Here is a 19,391-nt window from a genome sequence, read left to right as displayed (position 1 = left end):
CTAGCGACGTTTGTTACTCCTCCGTAAATTGACGGAAGCTCAGCACTCTGGTGATCCGGATCACAGGCTGCACGGGAGCCAGTCATTCCCCCACCTGCGAGGAGATCGCTCGATGCTGCCCATCAGACCGCGATCAGCGCTCCGGCTCCTCTCCGCGCTGACTCTCACCGCCGCCCTCTTCGCCACCCCCGTCCTGGTGGACAGCACCACCACCGCACTGGCGAAGACACCCGCGTCGGACACCCACGCCACCACGACCGTCGCCGCCGCGACCACCACCGCCGGCGCCACCGCGAGCAGCGGCTGGAACAACTGGTCCTGCAAGCCGTCCGCCGCCCACCCGCGGCCCGTCGTCCTCGTCCACGGCACCCTCGGCAACTCCATCGACAACTGGCTCGGCCTCGCGCCCTACCTGGTCAAGCGGGGCTACTGCGTCTACTCCCTGGACTACGGCCAGTTGCCGGGCGTGCCCCTCTTCTACGGGCTCGGCTCCATCACCGCGTCCTCCCAGCAGCTCGCCGACTACGTCGACCGGGTCCTCGCGGCCACCGGCGCGGGCAAGGTCGACATCGTCGGGCACTCCCAGGGCGGCATGATGCCGCGCTACTACATGAAGTTCCTGGGCGGTGCCCCCAAGGTGAACGCGCTCGTCGGCATCGCGCCCAGCAACCACGGGACCGATCTCAACGGGCTGCTCAAGCTGCTGCCGTACTTCCCCGGGGCGGCCGAGGCCATCGAGCACCTCAGCCCGCAGGGGCTGACGGACCAGATGGCCGGATCGGCCTTCCTCACCAAGCTGAACGCCGGTGGCGACACCCTCCCCGGCGTCCGCTACACGGTGATCGCGACCAAGTACGACGAGGTCGTCACGCCGTACACCTCGCAGTTCCTGTCCGGCCCCGACGTCCGCAACGTGGTGCTGCAGGACCTGTGCCCGCTCGACCTGTCCGAGCACGTCTTCGTCGGGCTGGCCGACCGCATCGTGTTCCACGAGGCGGCCAACGCCCTGGACCCGGCGCACGCCACGGCGACCGACTGCGGGGACGTCTTCAGCTGACCTCCCCCGTCAGCCGACCCGCGTCCGGCGCCTGCGGGCGACGAGCAGCAGCACCGACGCACCGAGCGAGACGGCGGCGGCCCCCGCCACCATCAGCGAGGTCGTGCCGGTGCTGCCGCTTCCGGTCTCCGCGAGGTCCGCGCCGGAAGAGGACGTGTCCGCCGTCGCGGACGGCTCCGCGAGCGGGCTCGCCGATCCGTCCGCGGCGGTGTGCGCATGGTGGTGGCGCGCCGTCGACCGGTCCGCCCCGGCGGCGATCCGCGCGTCGTCCGGCACCGAGGCGGTGGGCGCGGGGGCGGTCGTGGCCGCGGCGGGGGTCCCGGTCCCGGCCGGGGCCGAGGGCGCGGGCGCGGCGGGCGCTCCGGCGGCCTTCCCGGTGTCCGCGCCGAAGAGCACGTCGGAGCAGGAGTAGAAGGCCTCCGGGCTGTCCGAGCGCTGCCAGATCGCGTAGACCAGCTGGCGCCCCGACCTGGCCGGCACGTCCACCGGCAGGACGTAACCGCCGTCCCGGACCCGGGGGTCGGTGACCTTCGCGAACGGCTGCGCCTCCAGGTCCGACCACGTCAGCGGCCGCGACGGGTCGTACCCCGCCTTCGTCATGTACAGCTCGAACGAGCCCTTGTGGCGGGCCGTCACCCGGTACGCCAGGTCCTGCCGTCCCGGCGTCATCCTCGTCGCCGGCCAGTCGGCCCGCGCCAGGTCCAGCGCCTTGAACTCCGCGTTGCCCGCGCTGCACAGCCTGCCGTCCGGTATCACCTGCCGGTGACGTCCGGCCGCGTCGCCGATGCGCACCCCGTTCCAGTCGTAGAAGGCCTGCGTGCCGCCCGCAGCGACCGCCGCCCTGCACGCGGCCGACGCCGGGTTCTCGGGGTTCTCCGCGTAGCAGGTCAGCACCCGGCTGACCGGGCCGCCCATGGTGCCGTGCGCGCTCGCCGGTCCCGCGGCCAGGCCGGTCAGCGCGAGCGGTCCGATCCCGAGGACGGCGGCCAGGGCGGCCCTGCGGCGTGCGGTCATGGTGGGGTTCTCCTTCTGCGGTGGCCCGGTGCGCGGTGCCGGGACCCCGCCGGCGCCGCCCCCGTGCGCGGCGCCGACGGGCGCCGGCGAACCAGCACGCTAGCCGCGCCGCACGGGCGGAACCCCTGTTCGGAGGACCTGCGGGCGATCTTTATGGCGGCGTTAAGGCATCGCTAAGCGGGGGCTGAGGGTGCCGGTCGCCGGTGCGGCCCGGGTCCCCGGCACGACGGCGGCGCCGGACAGGAGTCCTGTCCGGCGCCGCCCGCCCGCCTGTCCCCGGGTGTTCCGCCGGCGTCAGCCGAGCCAGAGCGTCAGGAGGTAGCCCGGGCTGTCCCACGTGCACGTGTACTGGTAGGCCTGGCCGGAGTCGACGAACTTCTGGCCGGCCGTCTTGCAGGCCGCGCTCGTCGAGTACACCTTGTACGGCACGCTCGCGTTCGCCGGGGCGGCGAGCGCCAGCATCCCGGTGAGCGTCGCGGCCACGGCCACGGCGACCGAGGCGCCCCTGCGCTTGTTCATGTCCCCTCCAGGAAGAGCTCGTTGAACGACCGGATCACCGGCATCCTCACATCGTCGCAATGGACACGTCAATGATGCGGATCATGGGCGGCGTCGCCGTGCCGTCCCCTCAGGAGGAGTGCCGGCTGCGGGGGGTGCGCCGCGGGGGGTGGGTGAGGGTGATCTGCCGTACGAGCTGGTGGAAACAGGACAGCGCCGCGATGGCGGGGAGGCTGGCGACGGTCCAGTCGGTGATCGTCCGGGGGGCGGAGGCGACGCAGAACAGGATCGCGAAGGCCGAGAAGAGCAGCACGACCGCCCAGGAGTGCGGGGCCCGGCGCTGGTGCAGCGCGGCCCGCAGGATCGACAACGAGGCCACCATCCAGGGGCCGTAGACCAGCAGCGGCCACCAGCCCGCCAGCCCCGACGCCCCGTTGGTGGCGGCGATGTGGCGCAACGGGTCGTGGGCGACCATCCCGCCGAGCACGCTCACCATGGCCACGATGGTGGCCGCGACCGCGGCGACGACGAAGCTGAGCGTCTGGGTCCGGGCCGCCTTCTGCCGCAGCGCCGCCCGGCGGATCCTGCGGTGCCGGTGCCGGGTGAGCGGCAGCTCGTGGGTCGCGGACTCCGGGGAGGGCGCGGCGAAGACGTCGTCGTCCTCCTCGTAGTCGTCCACCTCCTCCGCCTGAGGGGGTTCGAGGAGCTGGGCCAATTCCTCCTCGGACGTCCACGCCCCGTTCAGGACGTCGTAGTCCGGGGCGGAGAAGTAGCCGTTGCCCGAAGTGTCGTCCGGATTCTGGCGGGGACTGTAAATGGTGTGGCCGCTGAGGTGGTCCTCGTACGGCATGTCGTTCTCGAAGCGGAAACGGTCCTGCAAAGGCGGCATGAAGGAATTCCTGTCGGGGCCGTGCGTGGGCGGGGGATACGGCGAATGCACGCCCTAATACCGCGCATCCAGATCGATGCCGGAGCAGCGGCGGATGAAATCCCCCTCGATGCCGACCATTTCGTTGGTGAACTGTTCCAGTTCCGAAGAGCAGTACACGAGTGGAATACGCTCCTCGCCACGCTCGATGTAGGCGTCCGGACTCCGGCCGAAGAATCCCGCCGTTCCCGGGACGAAGACCCATTCCCCGAGGGGGACGCCCTCCCTGGGGCGGTACGGACGGCTGCGGCGGATGGGCGCCGGAACCGTCCGGGGGACCTCGTTCCCGGCCGGCGCACCCGGTGCGTTCTGGGAATCGACTGTGACCACATCCCCACAACGACCCCCGCCCCGTGATGGAGTTGCGCCGTACGAGTGACCTCCGCCCCGTGTTCCGTGAGGTGTTGGCCCTGGCCACAGGCCCCGGCGGGCACCCTAGGGTGACGCCATGACCGAACCGACGCGCCGCCGTGCGGCCGCCCTGGAGCTCATCGACGCCGTCGTCGACCCCGGCACCTGGCACGGCTGGGACGAGCCCGTGACCGCCCTGCCCGGCTACCTCGACGACGCCGGGTACCGGGCCGACCTCGCCCGGGCACGGGAGCGCACCGGGCTCGACGAGTCGGTCGTCACCGGCGAGGGCAGGATCCGCGGCCGCCGGGTCGCCGTCGTCGCGGGCGAGTTCCGCTTCCTGGGCGGCTCGATCGGCGTCGCCGCGGGCGAACGCCTCGTACGGGCCGTCGAACGGGCCACCCGCGAGCGGCTGCCCCTGCTGGCCTCGCCCGCCTCGGGCGGGACGCGGATGCAGGAGGGCACCATCGCGTTCCTGCAGATGGTCAAGGTCGCGGCGGCCATCACCGACCACAAGGCCGCGGGCCTGCCGTACCTGGTCCACCTGCGGCACCCGACCACGGGCGGGGTCTTCGCGTCCTGGGGCTCCCTCGGACACGTCACCGCCGCCGAGCCCGGCGCGCTCATCGGCTTCCTCGGCCCGCGGGTCCACGAGGCCCTGTACGGGGAGGAGTTCCCGTCCGGCGTCCAGGTCGCGGAGAACCTGCTGGCCAACGGCATCGTGGACGCCGTCCTGCCCTCCGCGGAACTCGCGGACGCCGCGGCACGCGTCCTCGGGGTGCTGTGCGGCGACACGGCGGGTGTCCCGGACACCGGCGGGGCCGGGCCCGATCCGGCGCCCGGAGTCCCCGCCCCTCCGGCCGCGGAGTCCATCCGGCGCTCACGGCGGCCCGAACGGCCGGGGCTGCGCGCCCTGCTGGCGGCGGCCGCCCGGGACGTGGCCCCGCTCAGCGGCACCGGCGCCGGGGAGCGGGACCCCGGACTCCTGCTCGCGCTCGCCCGGATCGGCGGCACGCCCTGCGTCGTCCTCGGCCACGACCGGCGGGAGACCGGCGACGGGCGGCCGCCCGCGCTCGGCCCCGCCGGCCTGCGGGTCGCCCGCCGCGGCATGGGCATCGCGGCGGAACTGGACCTGCCGCTGCTGTCCGTGGTCGACACCGCGGGTGCCGCGCTGTCCCGGGAGGCCGAGGAGGGCGGCCTGGCGGGCGAGATCGCGCGCTCCCTCGCCGACCTGATGACCGTGCCCGCGCCCACGCTGTGCCTGCTGCTCGGACAGGGCGCCGGCGGGGGCGCGCTCGCGCTGCTGCCCGCGGACCGGGTGGTGGCCGCGCGGCACGCGTGGCTCTCCCCGCTGCCGCCGGAGGGGGCCTCGGCGATCCTTTACCGGACGACGGAACGGGCGTACGAGGTGGCCGGGCGTCAGGGGGTGCGGTCGGCGGACCTGGCCGCGCACGGGATCGTCGACCGGGTGGTGGAGGAGACGCCCGACGCGGCGGACGAGCCCGAGGCCTTCCTGGCCAGCCTCGGCGCGGTCCTGGGTGCCGAACTCGCGGCCCTGCGCGCCCACCCCCGTGCCGTCCGCCTCGCCGCCCGCCGTACCCGCTACCGGAACCTGGGCCTGGGCTGACGCCCCTTCCGCGGGAGACGTTCCGCGCCGCGGGGCGGGGATCCCGGCCGGGGGGAAGCCGGTGGTGCCGGCGCGGAGGGTGGCCCCGTGCGGAGGCGTCGGCGTCCGCGGACGGTGGGGGTGGTTCCGCTCGGGGCGCGGCGGGTTCTGCCGCGCCTTCCTGGGGGGATCGCCACGGGGCGGTCGTGGTGCGGACCTGACCCGGCGGTCCCGGTGGCGGACCCCCGTCCGCGTCCGCCGGTCCCGGTGGGGAAGCACGGGGGCGTTGTCAGTGGGGGGTGGAAGGATCACGGGGTGGGCGAACTCAGCAGTGACACGTACTGGGACACCGTGGCCGACCGCTTCGACGAGGAGCCCGACCACGGCTTGCGGGACCCCGCCGTGCGGGAGGCGTGGGCGGCGCGGCTGCGGACCTGGCTGCCCGGCACCCCGGCGGACGTGCTCGACCTCGGGTGCGGCACGGGCAGCCTCGCGCGGCTCGCCGCCGAGCAGGGGCACCGGGTGACCGCCGTCGACCGCTCCCCGCGCATGGCCGCGCTGGCCCGGGCGAAGCTGGCCGGCACCGGGGCCCGCGTCCTGCTCGGGGACGCGACCGAACCGCCCGTCGCGCAGGGCCGGTTCGACGTGGTGCTCGTCCGGCACCTGCTCTGGGCGCTGCCCGACCCCGTGGCCGCGTTGCGCGGCTGGGCCCGGCTGCTGCGCCGCGGCGGACGCCTCGTGCTGGTCGAGGGGCGCTGGGGAGAGGCCGAGCCGGCGGGCATCCGCGCCGCCGAACTGGCCGCGATGGTACGGCCGCTCGCCGAGCACACCGAGATCGAGCAGCTCGCCCACGACACCGCGCTGTGGGGCGGCCCGGTCCGCGACGAGCGTTATGCCGCGGTCGTGCGGATCAAGCAGCCGCGCAGGCACACGGAGATCGTCGACGTCCACCTCGTCCTCCGCCGCGGCGACGAGGTCCTGCTCGGCCGCCGCGTCAACACCGGCTACGCCGACGGCCTGCTGCACGCCCCCTCCGGCCACGTCGAGGACGGCGAGGACGTCCTGACCGCCCTGGTCCGCGAGGCCCACGAGGAGGTGGGCGTCGTGCTGCGCCCCGAGGACGTCGCCGTCGCCCTGGTCATGCAGCACCGCGCGCCCGGCGGGGGCGAGCGCATCGGCTGGTTCTTCGAGGCGGACGGCGGCGTCCACGAGCCGGTCAACCGCGAGCCGGAGAAGTGCTCGGAGCTCGGCTGGTTCCCCCTGGACGCACTGCCGGACGACATGGTGGCGTACTGCAGGGCGGGCCTGGAGGCGTACCGCGCGGGCGAGCGTTTCGTGCTGCACCTGCACGAGCCGGGGGACGCGATCGCCCACGACCCGGCGGGGTCCGGCCGCGCCGTCGTCCTCGCGGACGGTGCGTGCAGCACAATGGCCGCGACAAACAGCGCTGCCCCGTCCCGCCGGGAGGACGACACACCGTGAGCCTCAAGATCACCGTCAGGCCGGACGCGGCCGCCGCGCCCTACGAGCAACTGCGCGAGCAGATCGCGGACCAGGCCCGTTCGGGGGCCCTCCCGGTCGGCTACCGGCTGCCCACCGTCCGCGGTCTCGCGGACGACCTCGGCCTGGCGGCCAACACCGTGGCCAAGGCCTACCGCGCCCTGGAGGCGGACGGTGTGATCGAGACCCGCGGCCGCAACGGCACCTTCGTCGCGGCCGCGGGCGACGCCGCCACCCGTGAGGCGGCCGCCGCCGCGTCGGCCTACGCCCAGCGCGTGCGGCGCCTCGGTCTGGACCGCGCCGCGGCCGAAGCAGCCGTGCGGGACGCGCTGCGCGCCGCGTACGAGGCGTAGCGCGCGCCGCTCACAGCAGTCCGGCGAGTTTGTACAGCGCCAGCGAACCGGCGACCGCGACGTTGAGGCTGGCGCCCATGCCGACCATGGGGATCTCGACGGCGAGGTCGAGCAGGTCGAGCGCTTCCGGTGGGATGCCCTGCCGCTCGTGCCCGAGCACGACGACCGTGGTGCGCCGCGCGGCCGGCAGGTCCGCCAGCCGGACCGCCTCGTCGGCGAGTTCGACCCCGACGACGTGCGCTCCGCGGTCGCGCTGCCGCTGCAGCCAGCCCAGGGGATCGCCGGTCCAGTGCACGCAGGCGGGCCGCCGCAGGGTGTTGCCGCGGGCGAGCGCCTCCGGCACCCAGGGGAAGCGCGGGACGACCAGGCACGCGCCGACGGCGTCGCAGGTGCGCAGCAGCGTCCCCAGGTTGGCGCCGTGCAGCGGCCACAGCGGTGCCGCGTACAGGTGGTCCCAGCAGTCGTGCGACCGCGGGCGGCGACTGCGGCGCAGTTCCTGCGGGGTGCGGGTCCGTATCCTCCCCTTCGCGCTGCCGGGGGGACCCCCGGCCATCAGAGGTAGAGGCCTCCGGAGGCGGAGGCCGGGGTCGTCTGGTGGGGGAGCGCGGTGCCGCCGGAGGAGGAGGCGCCGCGGCGCAGGGCGTAGAGCTCCGCGAGCGTGGCGCCGTCCCGGCCGATGCCCTCGGACGTGCCGAGCCAGCCGGTCGCCTCGGTGCGGGTCAGCGGCCCCACCTCGATCCGGGCCAGGCAGCGCCCGGGGCGGACCACCGCCGGGTGCAGCCGCTCCAGGTCCTCGTTGGTGGTGATGCCGACCAGGACGTTGCGGCCCTGGCCGAGCAGGCCGTCGGTCAGGTTGAGCAGACGGGACAGCGCCTGGCCGGTCTGGTGCTTGGCCTGGCCGCGGATGAGTTCGTCGCAGTCCTCCAGCAGCAGCAGCCGCCAGCGGCCCGGCCCTTCGGTGTCGTCCTCGCCGATGGCGATCTCCATCAGGTAGCCGACGTCGTTGAAGAGCACCTCGGGGTCGAGGACGCAGTCCACCTGGCACCAGTCGCGCCAGGCGCGGGCCAGCGTGCGCAGCGCGGAGGTCTTGCCGGTGCCCGGCGGGCCGTGCAGGAGCAGCAGCCGGCCGCTGACGTTGGCGGCGGTGAGCTTCATCAGCCCGTCCATGGCCTCCGCCACCGGCGCGGTGTAGTTGCCCCGCACGTCGTCCCAGGGGGCGGCGCTGATCTGCCGCGTGATGCGGTGCGGTCCGCGGCGCGGGGCGACGTACCAGAAGCCCATGGTCACGTCGTCGGGCTGCGGTTCCGGCTGGTCCTCGGCGTCCTCGACGGCCTCGGCCAGGACGCGCCGCGCCAGTTCCTCGGTGACCGCCGTCACCGTCACGTCGGCACGGCGGTGCCAGCGCGAGACGAGGATCGTCCAGCCGTCGCCCTCGGCGAGGGTGGCGCCGCGGTCCTTGTCCCGCGCGGAGCGCAGCACCGACCCGCCGCCCGGGACGAGCGTCAGTCCCGACTTGACCCGGTCCAGGGACGTGCCGCACGAGTAGGGCTGCTCGCCGGTGACGAAGCGGCTCAGGAACAGGGCGTCGATGGCGTCGGACGGCGAGTCGTCGTCGTTCATGCCGAGACGGATGGACAGGGCGCGATGCGGGGGCGTTGCGTCGGGCATGTCGCTCATGATCCGGCACGGGGTCCGCGTCCGCACCGGGTTTTCGCGCAGTGGCGGAATCCCGGGGAATCCCTGAACGCCCGGTGAAACCGGGCCGATCCGGGCACAGCGGCGGTTCATGGGGTACCGGCCGGCCGGCCCGGGGTGATGTGTTCGGGCGGAGTCGCCGCCGGCGCCCCTAAAGGGCGTGCCAACTACGGGAGTAGAGCCCGCCGGCCGAGGCGGCGTCACTTCCGGTGCACGCAGCGGCGATCACGGACAGCTCGCAGGAATGTCCATGCCAAGAAATCTTGGCATGGACACTTCCCGAACGTGTTACTGCGCGGTACGAAAGATGCGGCAGAGATCCTGCTAAGGGAGGTTCCATGAGACTGTCCCGTTTCGTGTCAGCCGCATCCGCACTTCTCCTTACCGCCGTACTCGCCCTGGTTGGTGCCGGTTCCGCCCGAGCCGCCGGCCCCGTCTACGTGGCCCTGGGCGACTCGTACTCCGCCGGCGTCGGGTCCGGCAGCTACGACGGCTCGAGCGGCAGCTGCTACCGCAGCAGCAAGGCGTTCCCCCGGCTGTGGGCCAACGCGCATAGCCCGTCCGGGTTCTCTTTCACCGCGTGTTCCGGAGCGACCACGACCGACGTGCTCAACAACCAGCTCGGTCCGCTCAACGCCTCGACGACCCTGGTCAGCATCAGCATCGGCGGCAACGACGCCGGCTTCGCCGACGTGATGACCACCTGCGTCCTCAGCTCCGACAGCACCTGCCTCAGCCGTATCAACCAGGCCAGGGACTTCGCCGACAACCAACTGCCCGCACGGCTCGACTCCGTCTACAACGCCATCAGCTCCAGGTCCCCTTCGGCCCGGGTCGTCGTCCTCGGCTACCCGCGCTTCTACAAGCTGGGCACCACCTGCATCGGCCTCAGCGAGACCAAGCGCAGGGCCATAAACGACGCGGCCGACCTCCTCGACACCGTCACCGCCAAGCGCGCCGCCGACCACGGCTTCGCCTTCGCCGACGTCCGCGGCACCTTCACCGGGCACGAGCTCTGCTCGGGCTCGGCCTGGCTGCACAGCCTCACCCTCCCCGTCTACGAGTCCTACCACCCCACCGCCTCCGGCCAGTCCGGCGGCTACCTGCCGGTGTTCACCTCCGCCGCGTGACCCGCGGCACGGCAGCGCGGAGCACCCGGACGACGTGAGACGAGGGGTGCCGGGCCACCGCCCGGCACCCCTTGCCCGTGCCGGCGCTGCCTCAGGGGGTCGTCGCCGTCCCGTCGGAGCCGCTCGGCGACGGGCTCGGCGCCCGGCACGTGACCGTGAACGGGACGTGCGCGGACTCCGTCCCCACCGGACTGCGCACCTCGACCGCCACCCAGCCTTCGATCGTGCCGTCCGGCTCGTAGGACGGCACGGTGTACTCGACCGTCCGGCTCTTCGGGCCGCCCGAGGGGAAGTCGAGCGTCTGCCAGCCGTGGTCGGAACCGGCGCCGCTCGTCTTCCAGCGGTAGGTGACCGTCACCGGGGTGCGGTCGACCGTGACGACCGCCGAGAAGGACGGCGCCTGCTCCGCGGGCGGCGGACAGTCCCCGGTGTAGGTGTCGCGCACGGCCGACACCGTGACGTGGACGTTCACATGGGCCGGGGTGCTGGGCGGCGCCGAGGTGTGCGGGGACGCGGAGTCCCCGCCGCCGGCCGTCGCCTCGTAGCCGCTGGCGTCCGTGTCGTCGTCGTCCTGCGAGCCGGTGGCGGACGGCGTCCCGTCGCCGCCCGGGCTGTTCCCGGCGGTCGTGCCGTGGCCGGAACCCCCGGGCGAGCCGTCGTCGAGCAGGGCGTAGGCCACGCCCCCGATGCCCAGGGCGAGGGCGAGCACGCCCGCCGCCATCGCCACCGCCGCGCGGCGCGGCCGGGGCGGGGGGCCACCTGACGGGGGGCCGAATCCGGTGCCGACGGGCGTCGTCGGCCCGAGCGGTGTCGAGGAGACGGGAGTCGAGGAGACCGGTGTCGACCGGACCGGTGTGCCGTCCGGCCCCGGCGGCATCGGTACGGCGGCCTGCGTGGTGGCGTAGGCCGTTCCGGCGCCCGGCGGAGTGCGCCCGGCGGCGAGGGCGTCCAGCCGCCGCTGCACCTCGTCGCCCGGGATCCGGGCCGCCGGGTCCTTGTGCAGCAGCCCGGTGATCACCGGGGCCAGCGGCCCCGCCCTGCGCGGCTCGGGCAGTTCCTCGTCCACCACCGCGCGCATCGTGCTCAGCGCGGTGTCGCGGCGGAACGGCGAACCGCCCTCCACCGCCACGTACAGCAGCACCCCGAGCGACCACAGGTCCGACTCCGGGCCGGGACGGCGGCCGAGCGCCCGCTCGGGGGCCAGGAACTCCGGTGAGCCCACCAGTTCGCCGGTGCGGGTGATCGCCGAGGAGCCCTCGATCATGGCGATGCCGAAGTCGGTGAGCACGACCCGCCCGTCGTTGCCGATGAGCACATTGCCCGGCTTCACGTCGCGGTGCAGCACCCCGGCCGCATGGCCGGCGCGCAGCGCCGCCAGCACCTTGCCGCCGATCCCCGCGGCGCGGCGGGGGTCCATGGGGCCCTCCGCGTCGAGGACGTCGGCGAGCGTCACGCCCCGGACGAGCTCCATGACGATCCACGGGCTGCCCTCGGCCATGGCCACGTCGTACACCTTGATGACGTTGGGGTGCTCGACCCGCGCGGCCGCGATGCCCTCCTGCTGCAGCCGCGCGTACAGGCGCTCGACCTCCCCCTCCTCCAGGCCCGGCGGCGCCTTGACCTCCTTGACGGCCACCTCGCGGCCCAGCAGTTCGTCCCGGGCCAGCCACACCACACCCATGCCGCCCCGGCCCAGCTCGCTGATCAGCCGGTAGCGCCCCGCCACGAGCCGTGTCATCGGCGTGTCCCCCCTTCGTGCCGCCCGCAGCCCAGCATGACCGAACTTCCTCCCGAACGGACCCTTTCGACGGAAAGCTCCCTCAAGCCGTCAGCGCCAGCGCCGCCCTGAGCAGCAGACCGCAGCCCAGCACCAGCACCACGGACGCCGTGGCCAGCGGCGCGAGCCGCCGTGCCGCCGTGAACAGCCGGCCGCGGGCCCGCAGTGCCGACGCCTTCCCCGCCAGCCGCCCGAGGCGCACGACGGCGAAGCCGGCCGCCGTGAGCGTGATCGCCAGACCCGCGCCGTACGCCAGCACCAGCAGGAAGCCGAACCAGGCCTGGCCCAGTGCCGCGGCGCCCACCAGGACGACCACCGCGGAAGGACTGGGGACGAGACCGCCGGCGAAGCCGAGCAGGATCGTGCCCCGGAGCGTGGGCCGCAGCTCGTGCGGGTGTGTGTGCGGGTGGGGGTGGGCGTGCGGGTGTGTGTGCGGGTGGACGTGCACGTGGCGCTCGGGGGCGGGGCGTTCGGCGGTGAGGACGGCCGCGGGCGCGGCCTGTGCCGCCGTCCCGGGTGAGGGCGCGGGGCGGTGCGGGCGGACGTGGTGTTCGCCGTGGTGGTGAGGGCCGTGGCTGTGGTGGCCGCCCCCGTGGCCGTGACCGTGGTCATGCCCGTGCCCGTGCCCGTGCCCGTGTCCGTGCTCGTGGCCGTGCGGCCGGCCCCGCAGCCGCCACGCGCGGCGGAGCAGCGCCGCACCGGCGCAGGCGACCAGCACCCCGCTGGCGACGCCCAGCCAGCCGATGACCGAGGGCGCCGCGGCCGAACCGGTCGTCACCAGCAGGCCCAGCGCGAACACCCCCATGGTGTGGGTGACCGTCACCGACGCGCCCAGCGCGACCATGTCCCGGCGCGACCGCCGGCCGCCCGCGGCGGCCGCCGCGGCCATCAGCGTCTTGCCGTGCCCGGGCGCGAGCGCGTGCATCGCGCCCAGGGCCAGCGCCGTGAGCAGGGCCAGGGCGGCGAACCCCGGGGTGAGCGCGTGCCGTGACACCAGGTCGGTGAGGGCCCGGGTCCAGCGGTCCGCACCGCGCGGCAGCACACCGGCGGCGGGAGCGTCCTCCTCCACCGCCAGCGCGGGGCCGCCCGGGGTCACCCGGAAACCGGCCGCGCGCTCGTCGGCGGGAGAGGAGAGCAGGTCCTTCGGGTACGCGGTCAGCCGCCGCGACACCGACGTCCCCGGCACGTCGGCGTCGTGGAGCGTCATCCGGTCGCCACGCGCGGTGATCTCCCGCCAGCCCGGCCCGGCACCGATGTCCGCCGGACGGTACGTCAGGGACGCGGACCCGCCGTCCGGCAGGCGCGCCGTCATCCGGCACTCGACGCGCAGTGTCGTGAGCCCCGCCTGCCCCGGCCGTACGGTCGCCGTGGCCCGGCGCACCGTGACCGGTTCGCGGCGACCGCCGACGGACGCCCGCGCGCCCTCCGCGGCCGCGTCGCACCGCACCCCCGCCCAGTCCGCCAACTCGGCGCGGCCCAGCGCCCGGTCGCCGTCCCGGTCGATCGCGGGGACGGCCTGGGCCGCGGGGATCTCGGCGAGGTCCTCGACGTGGTCGATCCGCAGCACACCGGGGGCGGCGACCAGGCCGTCGTAGCGGTTGACGGTGAAGTTGCCCAGCGGATGCGCCTGCGCCTGTCCCGCGGGCAGCAGCGCGAGGGCCGCTCCCGCCGCTGCCGCGGCCGCCGCGGCGGCCGTCCTGCGCCGGATCATGACGGGTCTCCTTCGATGCGTGCCAGCGCACGGCGGGCGGCGGGGGCGGCGGTGGGGGAGAAGCCGGGGTTGAGGCGGAGCGCCGCGGCCAGCGACGTCCTGGCGGCCGCGCGCTCGCCGAGGGCCGCCTCGATGACGCCGCGGTGGTAGAGGAAGGCCGCGTTGCGGTAGCCCGGCGCCAAGGAGCGTCCGGCGTACCTCAGGGCCTCGCGGTCACGGCCGTTGACGTGCAGGGCCCAGGCGAGCGCGTCGGCGGTGTGGACGGTCTGCCGGCGCGACCATTCGGCCCGGGCCGCGCGCAGCGCCTCCGCGGCGTCCCCGTGGTCGGCGGCGACCAGCGCCGCGTCGAGGTCGGTGGCGACGCCGTTCGCCCTGGCGAGGGCGATCCAGGTGCCGACCACCGCGTACTGCTGCTCCGCCCGCTCGTCCTGGCCCGTGGCCTCGTACAGTTCGCCCAGTTCCGCGAGTTGCGCGGGCAGCGGGAAGCGGTCGACGACCCGGCCCAGGTCGCGCAGGGCCTTCTCCCGGTCGCCGCGCGCCGCGTACGTACGGCCGCGGCCCTCGACCGCCGGCAGGTAGCCGGGGTCGGCGCGCAGCGCGGTGGCGAAGTGCCGCAGTGCGGCCGGGTACCGGCCCTGGCTCCAGGCGAGCTGGCCCAGCGCCGTGGCGACGTAGGCGGTGTCGCCCGGGGTCGCGGCGGAGTCCAGGGCGCGGGTCAGGATGCGGCGGGCACCGGCCGGGTCGCCGCGCAGTTCGTGGACGTAGGCGAGGCGGGTGAAGACCGGGATGCCGGGACGCACCGCGTCCGCGTGCTCGGCGGCGCGCAGCGCCTCGTCGTAGCGGCCGAGTTCGACCAGGGCGTCGACCCGGACGGCGAGGGCGCGCTCCCCGTACGGGTTCACCTTCAGCGCCCGGTCCGCCTCGGTGAGGGCGGTGCCGAAGTCGTGGCGGGCGGCGGCGAGCGCGGCCCGCCCGGCGAGTGCGGCGTCGTTGTCGCGGGGGGAGATCCGCAGCGAGCGGGTGAAGGCCGCCTGCGCCTGCGGGTAGCGGGTCGGGTCGCCGCTGGTCCTGGCCTGCTCGACGTAGGCGGCGCCGAGCGCCGCCCACCCCGGGGCGTCGTCGGGCTGGGCCCGCAGATGCGTCTGCAGGGCCGCGATGCCGCCCGCGAGGTCGCCCTCGGCGAGGCGGTCCAGCGGGGCGTCGGCGGCGGGTGCCGCGGTCCGCGCGGCGTCCCGCGGGGCGGGGGACCCGCCGAGGACCAGCGCGCCCGCGGTGAGCGCCAGCGCGAGGCCGAGCACCAGCGCCGCGTACAGGACGGCGGCGCGCAGTCGGCCCGGGGCCGGTACGTCCATGGCTGCTGCCTTTCGGGATGATGGGGTGGAGCCCGGCCGGGGCGCTCGCGGTGCGCCCCGGCCGGGTGCCGTGCGGTGTGCCTCCGCCGGGCCGTCGGGCCCGGCGCAGCGGTGCCTCAGGCCCGGCCGTGCGCCCGGCGGCCGGCGGGGCTGCGGCGCATCCGCCACCACAGCAGCGCGGCACCGATCAGCAGCACGCCCGCGCCGCCGGAGGCCGCGGAGGCGATCAGCACGGTGTTGTCGTCACCGCCGCCCGTGAGCAGGCCGCCCCCGTTGAGCTGGGTGACCCCGTTGGTCTGGGCCGAGTTGGTGGCCGGCTTGGCCAGCGGGCCGTCCGAGCCGGAGGCCGGCAGGGCCACGTACGGGAAGCTGGCGCCGAAGGCCTGGTCGTTGGCGTTGACGGCGTCGCCCAGGTCGTTCTTCGACCCGACCAGTTCGCCCTCCACCACCTGCAGCGCGATGTCCACGACGTCGTCACCGAGCCGGCGGCCGTTGGGGAAGCCGGCGTTGTCGCCGTCCAGGACGCCGAGCCGCTTGGGCTTGGCGGTGGGCGGGACGGCCGTGTTGAGCCGCAGCATCTCCGACGGGCGGACGTGCGGCGGCTGGTTGAGCTTGGGCACACCCGTCAGGAACACCTGGACGAGGTCGTCGCGCGGGGTGGCCGGCGCCTTGATCTTGTAGATGCCCTCGATGAGCCTGGGCAGTTCGGGGTGCGTCACGTTCTTGAGGAACTGGGCGTCGTTCCAGGGCGAGGACGCGTTGAACCGGTCCTTGTCCTTGAGCGGGTTGACCACCTCGTTGACCAGCGGCATGCCGAGGCGCGAGACCTGTGCCCAGTCGCCGTTCGCGGTGCGCCGCTGCGTGGTGGACCAGATGCCGACGACCGGCTGCTTGGCCGACTGGCGGATCGCGGCCGTCGGGACCTGCAGGGCGATGGTGTTGACGTTGTAGCCCTTGAGGGTGTCGTCGCCGACCTCGGAGAGGTTGCCCCCGTAGAGCAGGTCGAAGACCCGCAGGTCGAGGAAGAACGGGTCGTCGGACTGGCCGGCGAAGGCCGTGGTGCCGCGGCCCAGGTCCTTGACGGCCTGCTGGCGCAGCACGTTGTAGTCCGGCATCGAGGCCTTGCCGACGTTCGACGGCGCGACGGGCACGTCGTCCGCGACCTTGTAGCGGCCGGTGACCTGCTGGTTGTGCAGCCGGAACAGGTCGATGTCGTAGGTCTGGAAGAAGTTCAGGTCCGGGTCGTCGAGGCTGGTGACCGGGCCGGTGTTGTAGAGGAACGTCTTCTTGTTGCGGAGGTGGTCCCGGAAGGTCCACCGGTAGAGGTAGTCGCCCTGGGCGTCCCCGTCGTTGTCGATGTGGATGTCGTACTGGGCGTCGTCGGCGAACTTGTAGAAGTTCGGGCCGCCGGCCGGGTCCTCGAACGGTATCCAGTTCGCCACCAGCGTGGTGGTGTCCGGGCGGTCGGGGCTGACGAACGCGTAGACGTCCGTGGTGTCGTACTGCGGCTGCCCCGAGATCAGCGGTGCCTCCCGGTGGCTGGACGCCTGTGCCGTCCCCGGCTCCAGTCCGGTGACGCCCACCGCGGCGAGCCCCCCCGCGGCCAGTGCGCCGGCGGCCAGCAGGGCGATCGTGCGCGATCGCCCGAACCGGGCCGTGAGCCTGTTCCTGCTGTGTGCGGTCATCGCGTCGGTCCTTCGCGAGTCTGGCCCCTCCCCCTTGGAAGAGGTCCTGCGTGGGTTGTTCGGGGCCGGTCGGACGGCGGATTGGCGGACCGGGGAGAATTTGTGTCACAGGGTTGTAACGTGATATAGGCCCGGCCGGACGGTGCGTGCACCGCGGAGGGAAGCGGGGCGACCCATGAGAGGTTCCGTGCACGAACTGGCCGCGGCGTACGCGCTGGACACCCTCGCGCCGCGGGAACTGCGCCGATTCGAACGGCATCTGATGCGCTGCGACGCGTGCGCCGAGCGGGTGCGGGATCTGGCCGGGGACACCGTGCGGCTCGGCAACCGGGGTTCCGCCGCGCCGCCGCCCCCGATGGTGGCGCCCCCGATGGTGCCGCTGCAGGTGGACGAGGTGCCGGTGGGCGGGGTGCCGGGGGATCCGGAAGCGCCGCAAGCCCCGGAGCCCCTGGAGGCCCTGGCGCCGGGCCGCTGGTGGGAGGCGTGGCGCCGGCCGTCCGCGGCGCGCCTGGCCGCGACGGGCGCCGGGGCGGCCCTCCTGGTCTGCGCGGTTCTGGGCGCCCTGCTGCTGCGGACCGCCACCCAACTGGACCGGGAACGGGGGAACACGCGTGCGGTGAACGAGGTTCTGACGGCCGCCGACGCCCGCCCCGCCTACGCGAGCGACGACCATGGACGGGGGGTGACCGCCGTGGTGTCGCGGGACCTGCGCCGCGCTGTGGTGACGGTGCACGGGCTGCCGCGCCTGGAGGGACGGAACGTCTACCAGCTGTGGCTGGTGAGCGAGCGCCCGACGTCCTTCCGCTCCCTCGGCGTGCTGGGCGCCGATCCGGCGGCGGACGGCACGCCCGGGCCGATCGTGACCGACGGGCTGAACGAGCGGTCGTACGCGTTCACCGTGACGGTTGAGCCGACTGGCGGATCAGTGGTGCCGACCTCGGATCCCATGGTGCAACTTCCCCTGCTCGCGCTGGGGATCGGTTCGTGACCGTCAACCCCCTTGACGGGAAGGTGAATCCGGGAACGCGGATGCATAGGTGACGCCGCAGGACGATAGGGTTACCCTGCCCGGTGCCGGGTGCCCTCGAACGGGTGGGGAGTGTCATGGATCAGATAGCAATGCGGAGCAGGCCGCGAGTGCCTGCCGTCACGTGCGGGAGCAGCGCGTCCAGCGCGCGTCTCGACCGCCATCTCTCGGTGCTGGCCGGCCCCGCCGTGCCGCAGCGGGAGGCGGAGGAGGCCACGCTGTTGATGCGCGAGCTGACCTCGCGCGACCACGTGCGCGCGAACGCCAGCCGCGGGGCGCGCGTGTCGTTGTTCGCGCCGCTGCGGCGGCTGCGCCGTTCGCTCTTCGGCAGCCGCGGCTGACCGGAGGCGTTCTCGGCGTTCCTTCAGCGGACAGGCTCGGGCGCAGTACACCGTCCCGGCACCGCGCTGCGTGATGCGGCGCGTCGGTGTGCTCCGTCCGAGCCTGTTGTCGTGTCGACTTGTGGTCACAGCAGGGCGAACTGCCCGTCCGGTCCCTCTTCGTGGTGATCCAGCACGGAGGCCGGGCGGCGCGCCGAATCCGGCACCGGCAGGACGCGCGCCGCGCGCAACTCGGCGGCACTGATCCGCGGGCCGTCCGCGACCCGGGCGGCGAGCGCGCGGCGGGACGGCCGCAGCTCCGCCAGCAGGGCCAGCACACTGACCAGCTCCAGCAGTTCGGTCGTCCTGGCCCGCGGCCAGGCGGCGGGCCGGATCGCGTCGAGTCCCTCCGCCTCCCCGGCGGGGAGCCGTCGCTCGAACCAGGTCTCCAGCACCCGCGTCCCCCCGGCGTGGAACTCCCAGGCCGCCTGCGGCACCGGCGCCACCCGCCCGCTCCCCAGCACCAGCGCCTCCTCCTCCGGGACGTACGACGGCGCCTCCCCCGGCACGTCGGGCAGCGCCGCCCGGACGTAGGGGCGCCGGCCGCCGGGTAGCCGGGGATGCCCCGCGGGGCGGTCCTCCGCCGGATCGGCGAAGCGGGCGCCCCGGGTGTGCAGCCACAGCAGACGGCGGCCCAGCGCGACTCCCTCCGCCCACAGCGCCGCATCGGCGGTGAGCGGGACCGCGACGGGCGAGCCCGTGGCGAGCGCGGCGACCCAGGCGAGCACGTCCTCCGCGCCGACCGGGGTGTCCAGCCGATGGGCGATCCGGTCCAGCAGACCCGGCGCGAGGTTCGGGTCCCGTCCGCCGGGGCGGCGGAACAACGGCCGGATCCGGCCGGGCCGGCCGGCGGGGGAGTGGCCGTCGGGGAGCAGCGCGGAGAAGGCCAGCGGCGGCCCCGGGACCTGCGGCAGGCGCGCCAGTTCCACCGCGTACAGCTGGCGGTCCTCGTCGGCGACCCGCCACAACTCGGGGCGGGCGGCGTCGATCAGGCGCTGGTCGGGGATGAGCCACTGCTGGTCGTACGGGCCGTGGAGCACGCGCACCGGCTCCGCGCAGGGGCCCTCCTCACGCTCCAGCCGGGTGGTGGGCGCCGGGTGGCCCGGCAACTGGGCGACGGCGGTGTGCGGGGTGCGCGCCCGGGTCGGATGGAACAGCCGCTCGCGCTCGGCGCCCCCGGCCTTCACCAGCCGGTCCCAGCGCGAGGTGAGGGTCGCCGCCTCGGGAGCCATGACCCAGCTCCGCCCCAGGCGCAGGGGCGGGACGGACCACGGCATCAGGTCGGCCAGCGTCGGCGCTTCATCGCTCACTGTGGGCATGCTACTGA

At 74.7% G+C, this 19,391-nt stretch carries 17 protein-coding genes; 7 read left to right on the top strand and 10 right to left on the bottom strand.

What is annotated here, in order from left to right:
- The first annotated feature begins 112 nt into the window (after nucleotides 1-112).
- A complete protein-coding gene (locus ACFV3E_RS18940) occupies nucleotides 113-1,057 on the top strand; it encodes an esterase/lipase family protein (RefSeq protein ID WP_500535646.1) in 945 nt (314 codons plus the stop codon).
- A gap of 9 nt (nucleotides 1,058-1,066) precedes the next feature.
- Here ACFV3E_RS18940 and ACFV3E_RS18935 read toward each other — a convergent pair whose 3' ends face one another.
- The 3 genes from ACFV3E_RS18935 to ACFV3E_RS18925 form a co-directional block, all read right to left on the bottom strand.
- Nucleotides 1,067-2,071: a lytic polysaccharide monooxygenase auxiliary activity family 9 protein gene (locus ACFV3E_RS18935; RefSeq protein ID WP_500535645.1), complete on the bottom strand. Its 1,005-nt coding sequence runs from the start codon at nucleotides 2,069-2,071 to the stop codon at nucleotides 1,067-1,069.
- A gap of 294 nt (nucleotides 2,072-2,365) precedes the next feature.
- Nucleotides 2,366-2,590: a hypothetical protein gene (locus ACFV3E_RS18930; RefSeq protein WP_499511037.1), complete on the bottom strand. Its 225-nt coding sequence runs from the start codon at nucleotides 2,588-2,590 to the stop codon at nucleotides 2,366-2,368.
- A 109-nt stretch (nucleotides 2,591-2,699) separates the two neighbouring features.
- Nucleotides 2,700-3,458, bottom strand: a complete 759-nt coding sequence (locus ACFV3E_RS18925) for a DUF2637 domain-containing protein (RefSeq protein WP_500535644.1) — start codon at nucleotides 3,456-3,458, stop codon at nucleotides 2,700-2,702.
- A gap of 487 nt (nucleotides 3,459-3,945) precedes the next feature.
- Here ACFV3E_RS18925 and ACFV3E_RS18920 point away from each other — a divergent pair, with 487 nt between their 5' ends.
- The 3 genes from ACFV3E_RS18920 to ACFV3E_RS18910 all read left to right on the top strand — a co-directional run bounded on the left by ACFV3E_RS18920 (nucleotide 3,946) and on the right by ACFV3E_RS18910 (nucleotide 7,307).
- The gene (locus tag ACFV3E_RS18920) at nucleotides 3,946-5,475 is read left to right on the top strand and encodes a carboxyl transferase domain-containing protein (RefSeq protein ID WP_500535643.1); all 1,530 of its coding nucleotides are present in this window, start codon (nucleotides 3,946-3,948) and stop codon (nucleotides 5,473-5,475) included.
- Between the two features lie 294 nt (nucleotides 5,476-5,769).
- A complete protein-coding gene (locus ACFV3E_RS18915; RefSeq protein WP_500535642.1) occupies nucleotides 5,770-6,936 on the top strand; it encodes a methyltransferase domain-containing protein in 1,167 nt (388 codons plus the stop codon).
- Nucleotides 6,933-7,307, top strand: a complete 375-nt coding sequence (locus ACFV3E_RS18910) for a GntR family transcriptional regulator (RefSeq protein ID WP_500370355.1) — start codon at nucleotides 6,933-6,935, stop codon at nucleotides 7,305-7,307. Before ACFV3E_RS18915 ends, ACFV3E_RS18910 begins: the two co-directional genes overlap by 4 nt.
- A gap of 10 nt (nucleotides 7,308-7,317) precedes the next feature.
- Here ACFV3E_RS18910 and ACFV3E_RS18905 read toward each other — a convergent pair whose 3' ends face one another.
- Nucleotides 7,318-7,860 (bottom strand): TrmH family RNA methyltransferase, encoded by a 543-nt coding sequence (locus ACFV3E_RS18905; RefSeq protein ID WP_500535641.1) that lies wholly within the window; start codon nucleotides 7,858-7,860, stop codon nucleotides 7,318-7,320.
- Nucleotides 7,860-8,975, bottom strand: coding sequence for a DUF5925 domain-containing protein (locus ACFV3E_RS18900; RefSeq protein ID WP_500535640.1), 1,116 nt, complete (start codon nucleotides 8,973-8,975; stop codon nucleotides 7,860-7,862). Before ACFV3E_RS18900 ends, ACFV3E_RS18905 begins: the two co-directional genes overlap by 1 nt.
- Before the next feature lie 365 nt (nucleotides 8,976-9,340).
- Here ACFV3E_RS18900 and ACFV3E_RS18895 point away from each other — a divergent pair, with 365 nt between their 5' ends.
- Nucleotides 9,341-10,132, top strand: coding sequence for an SGNH/GDSL hydrolase family protein (locus ACFV3E_RS18895; RefSeq protein WP_500535639.1), 792 nt, complete (start codon nucleotides 9,341-9,343; stop codon nucleotides 10,130-10,132).
- Between the two features lie 91 nt (nucleotides 10,133-10,223).
- Here ACFV3E_RS18895 and ACFV3E_RS18890 read toward each other — a convergent pair whose 3' ends face one another.
- The 4 genes from ACFV3E_RS18890 to ACFV3E_RS18875 all read right to left on the bottom strand — a co-directional run bounded on the left by ACFV3E_RS18890 (nucleotide 10,224) and on the right by ACFV3E_RS18875 (nucleotide 16,657).
- Nucleotides 10,224-11,870, bottom strand: coding sequence for a serine/threonine-protein kinase (locus ACFV3E_RS18890; protein ID WP_500535638.1), 1,647 nt, complete (start codon nucleotides 11,868-11,870; stop codon nucleotides 10,224-10,226).
- 82 nt (nucleotides 11,871-11,952) lie between these two features.
- Nucleotides 11,953-13,620 (bottom strand): nickel transporter, encoded by a 1,668-nt coding sequence (locus ACFV3E_RS18885; protein WP_500535637.1) that lies wholly within the window; start codon nucleotides 13,618-13,620, stop codon nucleotides 11,953-11,955.
- Nucleotides 13,617-14,972 (bottom strand): tetratricopeptide repeat protein, encoded by a 1,356-nt coding sequence (locus ACFV3E_RS18880; protein WP_500535636.1) that lies wholly within the window; start codon nucleotides 14,970-14,972, stop codon nucleotides 13,617-13,619. The genes ACFV3E_RS18885 and ACFV3E_RS18880 overlap by 4 nt, the downstream gene beginning before the upstream one ends.
- Before the next feature lie 116 nt (nucleotides 14,973-15,088).
- On the bottom strand, nucleotides 15,089-16,657 hold the full coding sequence (locus ACFV3E_RS18875; RefSeq protein ID WP_500370362.1) for a DUF4331 domain-containing protein: 1,569 nt from the start codon (nucleotides 16,655-16,657) through the stop codon (nucleotides 15,089-15,091).
- 175 nt (nucleotides 16,658-16,832) lie between these two features.
- On the opposite strand from ACFV3E_RS18875, the gene ACFV3E_RS18870 reads away from it, so the two are divergent.
- Both ACFV3E_RS18870 and ACFV3E_RS18865 read left to right on the top strand, forming a co-directional pair.
- Complete coding sequence (locus ACFV3E_RS18870) at nucleotides 16,833-17,645, top strand: anti-sigma factor (protein WP_500535635.1); 813 nt, start codon at nucleotides 16,833-16,835, stop codon at nucleotides 17,643-17,645.
- A gap of 116 nt (nucleotides 17,646-17,761) precedes the next feature.
- Complete coding sequence (locus ACFV3E_RS18865) at nucleotides 17,762-18,025, top strand: hypothetical protein (RefSeq protein WP_431963264.1); 264 nt, start codon at nucleotides 17,762-17,764, stop codon at nucleotides 18,023-18,025.
- A 125-nt stretch (nucleotides 18,026-18,150) separates the two neighbouring features.
- On the opposite strand, the gene ACFV3E_RS18860 is transcribed toward ACFV3E_RS18865, so the two are convergent.
- The gene (locus tag ACFV3E_RS18860) at nucleotides 18,151-19,383 is read right to left on the bottom strand and encodes a type ISP restriction/modification enzyme (protein WP_500535634.1); all 1,233 of its coding nucleotides are present in this window, start codon (nucleotides 19,381-19,383) and stop codon (nucleotides 18,151-18,153) included.
- Nucleotides 19,384-19,391 lie beyond the last annotated feature (8 nt).

The organism is Streptomyces sp. NPDC059718 (assembly GCF_042733315.1).
Classification (GTDB): Bacteria; Actinomycetota; Actinomycetes; order Streptomycetales; family Streptomycetaceae; genus Actinacidiphila.
This window is presented reverse-complemented; position numbering and strand designations above follow the sequence as displayed.